This window comes from Bradyrhizobium barranii subsp. barranii (assembly GCF_017565645.3).
Classification (GTDB): domain Bacteria; phylum Pseudomonadota; class Alphaproteobacteria; order Rhizobiales; family Xanthobacteraceae; genus Bradyrhizobium; species Bradyrhizobium barranii.
Map to the genome: position 1 here is coordinate 7837875 of NZ_CP086136.1, position 12824 is coordinate 7850698.

Genomic DNA, 12824 nt, shown 5'->3' on the forward strand with positions numbered 1-12824 from the left:
GACACGCCTCTGCGCTCCGAGCCACTCGGGACAGACTGATCGGCCGTCAGGCAATCTGGCCTCTATCCCACTCGGCGGGCGCGCGCCCGGCTTTCCCAACGGTCCAGCATCTGGCCGAGCTCGCCGGTGGCGACGGGGGCGGCCTCGTTGGTGTTGGCGGGTGCGGCGGCGCGGAGCCAGCCCGGCTCGGTATATTCGCGCCAGCGGCGCGCCTCCGCGCGTCGTTTGCGGGAGGCGAGATCGCGGGTGAAATAGCCGGCGGCGAACGCGATGGCGAGCGCAATGACCAGTGCGACAACGGCTAACACAATGAACTCCGGCTGATACCCCGGAAACGTTCTGCCATCATCGCGCGTGAGGTCAAGGCTTGACAGGTCCTAAAAACCGCACCGGTTGACCGCGCAAAGCCCGACGACAGGCCCCGAACGACGAGACCGGGACCAATTGCCGCTTCTGCCCTCGCCTCGCCGCAATGCCGCCGCGTTCCAGCCTTCCCAAGCCTGCCATCGCGCGGAGGATGCGTACCTGCCCCTCGCAACCGGCCGCGGACCGGACTAACCTCCGCCCGCTCGGCCGGATCAACCGGCCAGCCGAACATAACCGGGAGGACGCGATGAAACGCCCAGAGCAGCGTGACCAGGATGCTGCGCTTTCACGACGAACACTCGTGCGGGGACTTGCGCTCGGCGCTGCGGCGACCGTAGCCGGCCCCGCGCTGGCCCAGACCGGACCTGCCGCCCCGCCAACGACGATCACCACCCCGCCGCGCGATTTCGGCCCCAACGGCGCGCCGACGACTTATTTCTCGGACCCCGACATCATCACCGTCGATCCGTCCTTCGACGATCTGGCGCAGCCCAACACCGCGATCAAGCGCCTCTACACCGGCTTGTTGTGGGCCGAGGGCCCGGCCTGGAGCGCGCAGGGCCGGTATCTCCTCTGGAGCGACATCCCCAACAACCGGCAGATGCGCTGGACCGAGGACGACGGCCGCGTCAGCGTGTTCCGCGCACCCTCCAACAATTCCAACGGCAACTCGTTCGACTTCCAGGGCCGGCAGCTTTCCTGCGAACATCTGACCCGACGGGTGACGCGGTACGAACATGACGGCACGGCCACGGTGCTCGCGGACTCCTATCAGGGCAAGCGCCTGAACTCGCCGAACGACGTCGCCGCGCATCCCGACGGCAGCTACTGGTTCACCGACCCGCCCTATGGCGGCCAGCTCTATGAAGGCGAACCCGACGTCGCCGGCGGCCCGAGCAATGCAGGCGGCAAGCTCAATCCGCGGATCGGACAGCCGGCCGGCTTCGTGCCGGGCAAGCGCGAGCTGCCCACCAACTGCTATCGCATCGATCCAAGTGGCCGCATCGACCTCGTCGTCACCGAGGAGCAGGTGCCCGATCCCAACGGCCTGTGCTTCTCACCGGACTACAAGAAGCTCTACGTCGCCTCGACCGGCAAGGGACCGGGCGACACCGGGCCCGGCGGCAAGGGCGAGATCTTCGTGTTCGACGTCGGCGCCGACAACAAGCTCTCCAACGCGAAGAAGTTCAGCGACTGCGTGATCGACGGGGTGAAGTGCGGGCCCGACGGCCTGCGCTGCGACGTCAACGGCAATGTCTGGTCCTCCAGCAACGCCGGGCGCGCCGTCGGCTATAGCGGTGTGACGGTGTGGTCGCCGGCGGGCAAGCTGCTCGGCCGCATCCGCCTGCCGGAAGTGTGCGGCAACGTCTGCTTCGGCGGCCCCAAGCGCAACCGCCTGTTCATGGCCGCGAGCCAGTCGCTCTACGCGGTGTACACGGCGACGCAAGGCGCCGGCCCAGGCTGACGCGGGACGAGCAGGATCACGACACGGCGCCGGCGTGCCCCGCCGGCGCCGAATGATGCTGTATTGCTCGTTTGAAGCGACCCAGCATTATCCCCATTCGTGAAGATGCATCTCATGCGGCTTTACGCCCAGCAGGTCGATGGTCTCGGAGCCGACCTGCAACAGCGTTCCGCCATGATGGTCAGATGATTTCGTGACGTGAACGTCGTTCGAAAATTGCAGTTTGTCCTGTTTGGGATCGAAGTCGGTGATGACCGCGGTGTTGTGCTTACCTGCGAGATGACCAAGGTCGAATTCGAATGTGTCGGCACCGGCACCTCCGGTCATGGTCATGCGGCCGGCCGCGGCGACCAGCGTGTCATCCAGATCTCCGCCGGTCAGGGTATCCCTGCCGGGAGATCCGACCACAAGCTGCGCCATGCCTGCTGCAGCCTTTTCTCCGGTCGGGTCTACGCCGCCCAGCGTGCCGCTGTGCCGCTCGGTGGCGACGAAGGCATCGCTCTGCATCGCAGTGGTATCGGTGTCGCGCAGAATGAGGTCCGACAGCGTGGTGTTCTTTATCTCATTTAGGGTCTGCTTATCGAAGCCCTGGTTCTCGAAGTAGTAGCGATCGCCGTCGCGCAAAGCGGCGAACTGGTCGGCGATGATTATGCCGAAGGTGGGCCCGATGACGGCTCCTGGCGCATGATCCTCAGCCAATCCGCCGGCCCACAAATCGACGGCATCGATCGAACCATAGGCTTTCTCGAACGCTGCTGCCGTCGCCGGATCAGAGCTGAACTGATCGAAGCTGGTGTAAGGCGCAAGCCCCAGCGCCTCCCGGGTTTGGTTCAGTGTACCCAGCCCAAGATCATGGCCGCGTTGGATATTGATCGCTGCCAGATCCATGCCGTCCGGAGGATCGAACAGGAGGTTTCGCAAGCCATCGACAATGTGAGCGTCCAGCGGGTTGGCCAGGTCCCCCGACAGATGCCGCAGCAGGCCATCCGCACCAGTCGCCTTGAAAGTCGCCGTGTCTTCGAAGAACGATTGCGCCAGCGTCTGCTCCGACGTAAAGGCACCCAGATTGCTGGTCGCACTGATCTCGTCGGAGACGATGGAATGACCGAAGCGAAAGGCCGCACCGGCAAACTCTTCGGTGATCCGCGCGTCCGCCGTGCGGTCATAGCCTTGGTACGGCTTGATGGCGTCCTCGCCCAACAGATGCGGCAGGAACTCGTTGTAGGTGATGTTGACCATCTCGGCCGTGGTGATGGCCTTGGCCGTCTCGTATAGCTTGTCGCCGCTCCAGTTCGGATGGTCCTCGTGCAGTCGATCGACCTGGTAATTGTGCTCGCGCACAAACAAGACTTGCAAGGCGGTCAGGTCGGGATTCTCCTGCGCCCGGACGTCACCGGCCGCAAAGACGTTGCCGTGCTCGGTCTCGACGATCGGGAGATTGTCTCCCGCCGACACCTTCATATGGCCGTCGGCCGTTCGCAGGCTCGCTGCGGTGGCGGCGTCGGAACCGTAGATCTGCGATCCGTCCAGCCAACCCGTCACCGTATTGATCGCGGCTGCCGGATGCCCGGTGCCCCCCGTCGCAGGATCGATCGCCACCCGCGTCAACGCGATCATGCTGCCGGGCGGCAGAAACTCATCATCAGCCGGGACCTTGATCGAGATATCATCCGTGCCTGTGCCCTCCTTCTGCAGATCCAGATCGTGATCGATGAACTGGCCCCACGCATACATCATGCCTGACAGCGCGACGCCGGCGTCATCCACCAGATGCGGGCCTTCCTCGCCATCGCCAATATCCGTCTGCGCCACGACAATGTTGCTGATCTCGCGCGGATTCGGACCTGGCGTCATTTCATTGACCCCATCGACGAAATTTGCCGGCCCCAGCCGAGCAAAGTCGGTGTCGGCCTGGTTCAAGGTGGGATCCGCACGATTGTTGTTGGAGCCGTCGATGCTGCGGAATCTGAGCGCCATGGTTTACCCTCCCCGTAGAGTGTTCGCCCCAGCGCCTGCTCCATTGGCGGCTTGCGGCATGACGCTTTTGTGATTCTTTATGACGCTCGCATGATCGTTGAGTGACGACATTCGATATACGACAGAATTGCACCTCTAGCGGCGAAGCGGCAATCTTCGCCTGAACGATCGTGCCGAACAGGCGATGTTGCGCACATCAGCGCAGCACTATCCAAGGAACAAGCCATGCGCGTCATCATCTGCGGCGGCGGCGTGATCGGGGCCTGCACCGCCTTGTTTCTCCGGCGCCACGGCATCGAGGTCATCGTGGTCGAACGGACCGAGGTCGCGGCCGCCGCCTCCGGCAAGGCCGGCGGCTTTCTGGCGCGTGACTGGTGCGCCGGCTCGCCGCTCGACGCACTCGCGCGGCGGAGCTTTGCGCTTCACGCGCAGCTGGCGCAGGAGATCGCGGGCGATTGGGGCTATCGCCCGATGACCGCGTATAGCGGCTTTGTTGCGTCCGACGGCGATCCGCGCCGGAATGCACCATCCGCGCTCGGCTGGCTCGCCAACGGCGTCGTCATCGCGCAGCGCATCGGTACGACTGAGACGACTGCGATCGTTCATCCCCGCAAATTTACGTCGGCCATGATGAACGCGGCAGTCGCGCAAGGCGCCGAGCTTCGCGTCGGCCGCATCACGGGCATCGTGCGCGATGCGAATGGCACGACCGCGAAGGGTGTCGAGGTCGAAGGCAGCCTCGTTGAGGCGGATGCCGTCGTGATCGCGATGGGGCCATGGTCGCTGCTCGCCGCGCAATGGATGCGCCTGCCCGCTGTCTATGGCCAGCGCAGCCCGAGCATCGTGTACGATCTCGGCCCCAACGTGCCGGCCGATGCGTTGTTCCTGGAGTATGACGAGGACGGCAGCGCCGTGTCGATCGAGGTCTTTCCACGCGCCGATGGCAGCACGCATATCACCGCACTCTCTGACATCGCGCCGCTGCCGCTCGATCCGGCAGCCGTGACGCCAGACGTCGATGCGATCGCGCGCCTGCAAATCATGTGTGAACGGCTGTCGCCATTGTTTCGTCCCGAAAAGATCATCGCGCAGCAGGCCTGCTTCCGACCGGTGACTGAGGACGGCTTGCCGTTGATCGGCAAGGTGCCGCAGAGCGAAGGCCTCTATGTTGCGACCGGGCACAATGTCTGGGGCATCCTCAATGCGCCCGCCACCGGCGAAGCGCTGGCGCAGCTGATCGCCAAGGATGCGACGCGTGTAGACTTGTCGCCATTCGATCCGGCCCGATTGAGGCCGCTCGATCCATCACTGCTGCAAGCGCGCTGAACCGGCATCGCTGCTCGTCTTGTAGGCTACCGCCCGCTCCAAGGCTTCGACTCCAAGGCTTCGACGCTCACGCATGCCCGCCGGCAGAATCTGCATGCCTGCGCGCGTCATGAGTGTCTCGCACCTATCCTGCCCGCAATTTGCGCAGCGCTAGACTTTAGTCCGTCTCTACCAGCCCTGAACGCGGTTTCACTTGCCGAGAATGCCGTCGCCGTTATAGTTGCGACATAATGGCTCACAAGAGGCCTGTTCAAAGGGAGAGAACAACATGAAAAAACGACTCTCTGTTGCATTGCGAATGGCGCTCGGTGCGGCCGCAACAGGCGCGATGATGGCAGCGTCAGGCGCGGCACTTGCAGCCGATCCCCTCAAAATCGGCGTGATCGCGGAAGCGCAGGCGATCGCCGGCGCCTCCATTCCACAGGCGGCGCAGCTTGCCGCCGACGAGATCAACGCCAATGGCGGCGTCGACGGCCGCAAGATCGAGATCATCTCTTACGACAATCACTCTTCGTCGGCCGATTCAGTGCGTGCGTTCCAGCGCGCGGTGAACGAGGACAAGGTCAACGCGGTCATCGCCAGCTATATCAGCGAGGTCGTGCTGGCGCTGGAACCCTGGGCCTCGCGGCTGAAGACGCCGTTCGTTACGCCGGGCGCCGCCTCCAACGAGATCAGCAAGAGCGTCCACGCTGATTACGAGAAGAACAAGTACACCTTCCACGGCTATCTGACCTCCGCCGCGCTGGCGCTCTCGGTCTGCGACGGCGCCAAGGACCTGCTCGTCGACAGGATGCACATGAAGACCGCGGTCATCATGAGCGAGGACGCCGCCTGGACCAAGCCGCTCGACATCGGCTACGAGGAATGCCTGCCCAAGATCGGGCTGAAGGTGCTCGACCACATCCGCTTCTCGCCCGATACGACCGACTTCACGCCGATCTTCAACAAGATCGAGGGCTCCAAGCCCGATGTGATCATCACCGGCATCTCCCATGTGGGCGTGCAGCCGACGGTGCAGTGGAAGAACCAGCAGGTGCCGATCCCGATGTTCGGCATCTCCTCGCAGGCAACCAACGAGACCTTCGGCAAGGACACCAACCAGGCGGCCGAAGGCGTGCTCTATCAGGGCGTCTCCGGGCCCGGCGTCGCGGTGACGCCGAAATCGGTGCCGTTCGCGGAGAACTTCAAGAAGAAGTTCGGCAATTATCCCTCCTATGCCGGCTACACCGCCTATGACGAGGTCTACTACATCGCCGACGCGGTGAAGCGCGCCGGCTCGAGCGACGCCGACAAACTCGTCGCCGCGCTCGAGAAGACCGACTGGGAAGGCACGATCGGTCGCGTCCAGTTCTACGGCAAGGACGATCCGTTCACCCACTCGATCAAATATGGCAAGGGCCTGATCACCGGGCTGATGCTGCAATGGCAGGACGGCAAGCAGAGCGCGGTCTGGCCCAAGGACGTCGCCAAGGTCGACGTCAAGTTCCCGAGCTTCATCAAGCTCAGCAACTAGCAGGACATGCTCCCGGGACCACCTCCCGGGAGCTTCCACATGCGGCTCTCCGCAGCACCTTTCCTCAAAGCGGCAGCTCGGCTGCCACCCGGCCAATCATAGATGCGAGCTTTCCAGATATTGATCGATGGCTTTGCCATCAGCGCTCTCTACGCTCTCGGTGCCACCGGCTTCACCCTGATCTTCGGCGTCTCCGGCGTGCTCAACCTCTCCCACGGTGCCATCATGGTGGCCGCAGCGGTGGCGGCCTGGGCCGCTGCCAGCATCCTCAACGTCGGCACCTATGCCGGTGCGTTGATCGGGGTCGCCGTCGCCCTCCTCACCGCCTTTGCGACCTATTTCGCGGTGGTGAAGCCCATTCAGGACTCCCGGCGCATTCCCAACGAGGAGAAGGAGATCTTCGTCCTCACGGGAACGCTGCTCTGGGGCATCATGATCCAGGAGCTGATCGCCTATTTCTTCACCAACAACGCCAAGACCGTGCTGCCGATCGTCGAGGGCGTCGTCGAGATCCTCGGCGTCCGCACACCGAAGAACGAGATCTTCACAGCCATCGTGTGCTGCCTCGTCATCGCACTGCTGTGGCTGCTCGTGAACCGCACCCGCACCGGCAAGGCGGTGCTGGCGGCGTCGATGAACCCGCGCGGCGTGACGCTACTCGGCCTCGAGCTCACCAACATCTACATCGTGGTGTGGGGAATCTACGGCATCCTCGCCGGCATCGCCGGCGTGCTGCTCGGGATGTTCCTGGGCGTCAGCTCCTACAGCGTCGGACCGCTGACCGCGAGCGCGTTCTCGATCGTGGTGCTCGGCGGACTCGGCAGCGTCTCCGGCTCGCTGATCGCGGCCTTCGTGGTCGGTTATCTCGAGACGCTGACGGCCTATCTGGTCTCGCCGGCCTACCGCACCATTCCGGCGCTGCTGCTGCTCGTGTTCGTGATGTATATCCGGCCCCAGGGCCTTCTGGGGAGGCGCTGAGATGTCCACCTTCTTCACCTCCCGCCTGTTCTTCATCTCGGTCGCGCTCGTCATCATCGCGGCGACGCTGCCGCTTTACGTCTCCGGCTACGTGCTCGGCCTGCTCACCGTCGCGTTCTATTTCGGCGTGTTCGCGATGGCCTGGGACCTGCTGTTCGGTTTCGCGGGCGAGGTCAATTTCGGGCCCACTTTCCTCATCGGCGTCGGCGCCTACACCGCCGGCATTCTCAACGCCCAGTTCGGCTGGTCGGTTTATCTCTGCATCGTGCTGGGGGCGCTGGCCTCCGTCATCGCTGGCCTCGTGCTAGCGTTGCCCGCGCTCCGGGTCCGCGGACCGTATTTCGGGCTGACCACGCTGGTCGCGGTGTTGATGTTGCAGAATTTCATCGTGGTGTTCGCCGATCTCACCGGCGGCGAGATCGGCCTGACCATCCCCGACGTCATCACCATCAACGCCGGCGCCAATTACTGGATCGCGCTCGGCTTCATGACGATCTCGGCGGCGATCCTCTACGGCCTGTCGCAATCGCCGATTGGCCTCGTGCTCCAGGCCAGCGGCCAGGATCCGGTGCAGGCCGGCGCGCTCGGCTTCAACATCGTCAAGCACAAGCTCGCCGCCTTCATCGTCAGCGCGTTCTTCTCTGGCTTATCCGGAGCACTGCTGGTGTTCTATTTCGGCACCGCCTCGGTCGGCACCGTCGTGGACGTCGCGGTCGGCGTGAACGTGATCGTCTCGGCCGTGCTCGGCGGCCGGCGCACCGTGCTTGGCGCGGCGCTCGGCGCGATCTTCCTGATCGTCGCCGGTGAATTCTTAAGGCCGACCGGCGAGCTCGCGACCTTCATCGTCTCGGCGGTTGCGCTGCTCGTCGTGCTGTTCTTCCCCGGCGGCTTCCTCGGAGCGGCCCTCTCGCGTGAGGCGCGCTCGTGATGGATATGATCGCAAACCGGCCCGTGCTCGACGTCCGCGGCCTGACAAAACGGTTTGGTGGTTTGACGGCGGTGAAGAACCTCGGCTTCGAGGTCAACGCCGGCGAGATTTTTGGCCTGATCGGGCCGAACGGCTCCGGCAAGTCGACCGCGATGAAGAGCGTGATGGGCATCGAACGCCCGACATCGGGCGAAGTCATCTTCGAGGGCGAGAACGTCGCCGGCCTGCCCGCGCACAAGATCGCACGCAAAGGCTTTGGCATGGTGTTCCAGCACTCGCGGCCGCTCAACCGGCAGACGGTGCTGGAGAACATCATGGTCGCGCTGCTGCCGGACAGCCTGTTCATGCTGTTCCCGGACAAGGCGCTGGTCGAGCGCGCCAAATGGATCGCCGACCGCGTCGGGTTGGGCAGCGTGATGAACCGCCGACCGCCGACGCTGCCCTTCGCCGATCTGCGCCGGCTGGAGCTTGCGAAAGCGATCGCGCGTGACCCGAAGGTCGTGCTGGTGGACGAACCCTTTGCCGGGCTGACGCGGGCGGAGGTCGACGTCTTCTCCGACCTGATCCGCAGCTTTCGCGACGAGGGCCGCGCCGTGATGCTGGTCGACCACAACGTCAAGAGCGTCGCCGCGCTGGTCGACCGCGTGCTCGCGATGTATCTCGGCGAGGAGATCGTCACCGGCAAGGCCGACGACGTTATGAAGAACGAGACGGTGCGCCGGGTCTATCTCGGCGGCGCCATCGAGACCCATGCGCGGCCCGAGACCAGCTTCAAGGACAAGGTGCCGCTGCTCCAGGTCGAGAATGTCAGCGTATTCTACGGCAAGGCGCAGGCGCTGGAGAACGTCTCGATCCACGTCCACGAGGGCGAGTTCGTCTCCGTCGTCGGCCTCAACGGCGCCGGCAAGACCACGCTGTTCAACACCATCTCCGGCTTCCTGCCCTATAGCGGCGAGATCGTGCGCGGCGGCGACAGACTGCGCGGCACGAGCCCGGCGAAGATCGCGCGCAGCGGGCTCGTGCAATGCCCGGAATCCCGCGAGCTGTTCGGCGAGATGAGCGTGCGCGAAAACCTCGATCTCCGCGGCCAGCATCTCTCCGACGACAAGCGCGCCGCGCAGCTCGCCTGGCTGTTCGAGCTGTTCCCGATCCTGAAGGAGCGCCAGGGCCAGATGGCACAAACGCTCTCCGGCGGCGAGCAGCAGATGCTCGCGATCGGCCGCGCGTTGATGATGCAGCCGCAGATCCTGATCCTGGACGAGCCGACGCTGGGTCTCGCTCCCGTCATCCTCGAGCAATTGTCCAAGGCGCTCACGAAGCTGCGGCAGACCACCGCGATCACGGTGCTGCTCGGCGAGCAGAACGTCACCTTCGCGCTGCCGCATGCCGACCGCGTCTATGTGCTGGAGCACGCCCGCATCGTCTGGGAGGGCGATCCCGGCCGCTTCGCGAGCGAAGCCGGCGCCGATTTTCTTTAAGTCCGTCAACATCAATAAAAACATAGAAAGGGAAACGACTATGCGACCTTCAATCCTCGGCAGCAGCCTCCTCACCTCCGCGCTGGCGCTGTGCCTCGCCGCCCCCGCCTACGCGCAGTCGAACGATCCGATCAAGATCGGTGTCATCGCCGAGGTGCAGTCGATCGCGGGCGCTGCGACCCCGGGCGGCGCGCAGATCGCTGCCGACGAGATCAACGCCAAGGGCGGCATTCTCGGCCGCAAGGTCGAGATCGTCACCTATGACAACAAGAGCTCGTCGGCCGACTCGGTGCGAGCCTTCCAGCGCGCGGTGAGCGAGGACAAGGTCTCCGCCGTGATCGCGAGCTATATCTCCGAAGTCGTTCTCGCGCTCGAGCCCTGGGCGGCGCGGCTGAAAATGCCGCTGATCACACCCGGCGCCGCCTCGAACGAGATCACCAAGGCGATCCACAACGACTACGAGAAGAACAAGTACACCTTCCACGGCTATCTGACTTCGGCCGCGCAAGCCCAGCTCGTCTGCGACGCCGCCAAGGATCTCCTGGTCGACAAGCTCAAGATCAAGACCGTCGCGATCATGAGCGAGGACGCGGCCTGGACCAAGCCGCTCGACGTCGGCTACGAGGCCTGCCTGCCCAAGGCGGGCCTGAAGGTCGTGGAGCATGTGCGCTTCTCGCCCGATACCACCGACTTCACGCCGATCTTCAACAACATCGAGGGAAAAAAGCCTGACGTGATCGTGACCGGGATCTCGCATGTCGGCGTGCAGCCGACGGTGCAGTGGAAGAACCAGCAGGTGCCGATCCCGATGTTCGGCATCAGCGCGCAGGCGCTGAGCCCGACCTTCTGGAAGGACACCAATGGCGCCGCAGACGGCGTGCCGTCGCTGGCAGTGGCAACGCCCGATGTTGCCGTGACCGCCAAGACAAAACCGTTCGCGGCCGCGTTCAAGGCCAAGTTCGGCACGCCGCCGGCCTATACCGGCTACACCGCCTATGACGAGGTCTACTTCATCACCGAAGCGATCAAGCGCGCAGGCTCGACCGATCCCGACAAGATGGTCGCTGAACTGGAGAAGACCGACTACGAGGGCACGATCGGCCGCATCCAGTTCTACGGCAAGGACGACGAGTTCACCCACGGCATCAAGTCCGGTCCTACGACCGTGTCCGGCCTCGTCTTTCAGTGGCAGGACAGCAAGCAGGTCGTGGTCTGGCCCGAGAAGATCGCGGAAGGCAAGCTGAAGTTTCCGAGCTTCGTGAAGCTGTCGCAGTAACCGGCTCGTCCCGGCATCAGGCCCACCGCTCATTCGCGAGCGGTGGGCTTTTCTTTGCCTTCAAGACTCTTTGTCCTTCAGCAAGCATGCTGCGCCGCGACCGGCCCGTAGCGACCTTGGGTCACGTTGACGTTTTGCCGCAACCTCCGCCATGTACCCCACCGGTGATGAAGCGGAGCATCTCAGATGGACGCAGGCATCTCTCCCGGACAAGCTCCCGCACCTCAAGATTTTGCCCAGATATTCAGGCTGATCGGTGGGTACCGCATTTCGCAGGCCCTGCGCGTTGCCGTCGAGCTTGGCATTCCGGATCACCTGGCGGCAGGCCCGCGCCATTGCGACGATCTCGCGACAACGACCGGAAGCCATGCTCCGACCCTTTACCGGCTGCTTCGCTTCCTGGCCGGTGCCGGCCTGCTCGACGAGACGTCTCCGAAGCAGTTTGCGCTGACACCGCTTGGGTCTACCCTCCGCGCCGATATCCCGGCTTCGATCTGTCCGGTGGTGCGGCTATGGCTGAGCGAGTCGCACTGGCAATCCTGGAGCCATCTTCTGCACTCTGTACAGACCGGCCAGCATGCCTTCGATCACGCACACGGGACCGGGGTCTTCGACTATTTGCGCGAGGACGCCGAGCTATCTGCGATTTTCAACGCGACGATGACAACCAGCTCCCCGCGGGTCACTTCAAATTCCTCCGGGTGTGGTCAGTCAAATTCCTCCACCCGCGAGGCAGGACAAGGGACTGTTAGTTTGAGTTTGTTTCCCGGGCAAGAGCTTCAGCGGCTTCTTTGAGCCGATAGCTGCGTCCGTCGAACTCAAGCAGATGGCAATGATGCATAAGGCGATCGAGGATCGTCGTGCTCATAGTGTTGTCCCCAAGGTATGCCCCCCAATCCTGCACGACGCGATTGGAGGTGACGATGACGCTGCGGCGCAGTTTGTAACGCTGATGGATCAGGGTCTGCAGCAAAGTGCCGGCGTCGTCGGGGATGGCGCGTGCGAGGAATAGATCGTCCAGCACGAGGAGATCGCAGTCGATGATGGTTCGCAGCCGGACCTCGCGTTGTGCCGGAGAGTTCAGGGCGTAGCGGTGGAAGAAGTCGTCGGTCTCAAGATACTGGACCTTGTGGCTTTGCAGGATCGCCTGATAGGCAATCGCCTTGGCGATGTGCGACTTCCCGGTGCCAGGTTTGCCAACAAGCAGAGCGTTCTCGCCAGCGGCAATGAACGCCAGGGTGTGGAGCTGGAAGCAGGTCTGACGTGGCAGTTTGGGATTGAAGGACCAGTCGAACTCGGCGAGCGTCAGCTTTTCGTCGAGCCCGGATTGCTGGTATCGCCGCTCGATAAGACGGGACTGACGACGGTCCAGTTCATCCTGCAGGATAAGGGAGAAGGTCTCGAGGAAGGGCTGGTTGGCGCCCTGCGCCTGGAGCACGCGCGTCTGCAGCGTGTCGCGGACACCCGACAGGCGCAGCTGTCGTAGGCAACGCTCAATTTCCGGCATGGTCATCATG

General features: G+C 63.8%; 11 protein-coding genes. 8 read left to right on the top strand and 3 right to left on the bottom strand.

Features of this window, described 5'->3' with window-relative positions; translation table 11 throughout:
- Positions 1-62: 62 nt before the first annotated feature.
- Positions 63-308, bottom strand: coding sequence for a hypothetical protein (locus tag J4G43_RS38170; RefSeq protein ID WP_208088074.1), 246 nt, complete (start codon positions 306-308; stop codon positions 63-65).
- Positions 309-613: 305 nt separating this feature from the next.
- On the opposite strand from J4G43_RS38170, the gene J4G43_RS38175 reads away from it, so the two are divergent.
- The gene (locus tag J4G43_RS38175) at positions 614-1831 is read left to right on the top strand and encodes an SMP-30/gluconolactonase/LRE family protein (RefSeq protein WP_208088075.1); all 1218 of its coding nucleotides are present in this window, start codon (positions 614-616) and stop codon (positions 1829-1831) included.
- A gap of 87 nt (positions 1832-1918) precedes the next feature.
- Here the strand turns inward: J4G43_RS38175 and J4G43_RS38180 are convergent, their stop codons facing one another.
- Positions 1919-3808, bottom strand: a complete 1890-nt coding sequence (locus J4G43_RS38180) for a peroxidase family protein (RefSeq protein ID WP_208088076.1) — start codon at positions 3806-3808, stop codon at positions 1919-1921.
- A gap of 225 nt (positions 3809-4033) precedes the next feature.
- Here J4G43_RS38180 and J4G43_RS38185 point away from each other — a divergent pair, with 225 nt between their 5' ends.
- From J4G43_RS38185 to J4G43_RS38215, 7 genes are all read left to right on the top strand, one after another.
- Complete coding sequence (locus J4G43_RS38185; protein WP_208088077.1) at positions 4034-5134, top strand: NAD(P)/FAD-dependent oxidoreductase; 1101 nt, start codon at positions 4034-4036, stop codon at positions 5132-5134.
- Between the two features lie 298 nt (positions 5135-5432).
- Positions 5433-6647: an ABC transporter substrate-binding protein gene (locus J4G43_RS38190; protein ID WP_049826257.1), complete on the top strand. Its 1215-nt coding sequence runs from the start codon at positions 5433-5435 to the stop codon at positions 6645-6647.
- A 102-nt stretch (positions 6648-6749) separates the two neighbouring features.
- Entirely contained in the window at positions 6750-7625 is an 876-nt protein-coding gene (locus tag J4G43_RS38195) for a branched-chain amino acid ABC transporter permease (protein WP_063981675.1), read from the top strand.
- A gap of 1 nt (position 7626) precedes the next feature.
- Positions 7627-8553, top strand: coding sequence for a branched-chain amino acid ABC transporter permease (locus tag J4G43_RS38200; RefSeq protein WP_014493139.1), 927 nt, complete (start codon positions 7627-7629; stop codon positions 8551-8553).
- Complete coding sequence (locus tag J4G43_RS38205; RefSeq protein WP_208088079.1) at positions 8553-10031, top strand: ATP-binding cassette domain-containing protein; 1479 nt, start codon at positions 8553-8555, stop codon at positions 10029-10031. Before J4G43_RS38200 ends, J4G43_RS38205 begins: the two co-directional genes overlap by 1 nt.
- A gap of 40 nt (positions 10032-10071) precedes the next feature.
- Positions 10072-11307 carry an ABC transporter substrate-binding protein gene (locus J4G43_RS38210; protein ID WP_208088080.1) on the top strand — a complete coding sequence of 412 codons (1236 nt, stop codon included), beginning with the start codon at positions 10072-10074 and terminating at the stop codon, positions 11305-11307.
- A gap of 186 nt (positions 11308-11493) precedes the next feature.
- On the top strand, positions 11494-12102 hold the full coding sequence (locus J4G43_RS38215; RefSeq protein WP_208088081.1) for a methyltransferase family protein: 609 nt from the start codon (positions 11494-11496) through the stop codon (positions 12100-12102).
- On the opposite strand, the gene istB is transcribed toward J4G43_RS38215, so the two are convergent.
- A complete protein-coding gene (istB, locus tag J4G43_RS38220) occupies positions 12056-12823 on the bottom strand; it encodes an IS21-like element IS1631 family helper ATPase IstB (RefSeq protein WP_038952109.1) in 768 nt (255 codons plus the stop codon). The two genes, J4G43_RS38215 and istB, sit on opposite strands and share 47 nt — an antisense overlap.
- Position 12824 lies beyond the last annotated feature (1 nt).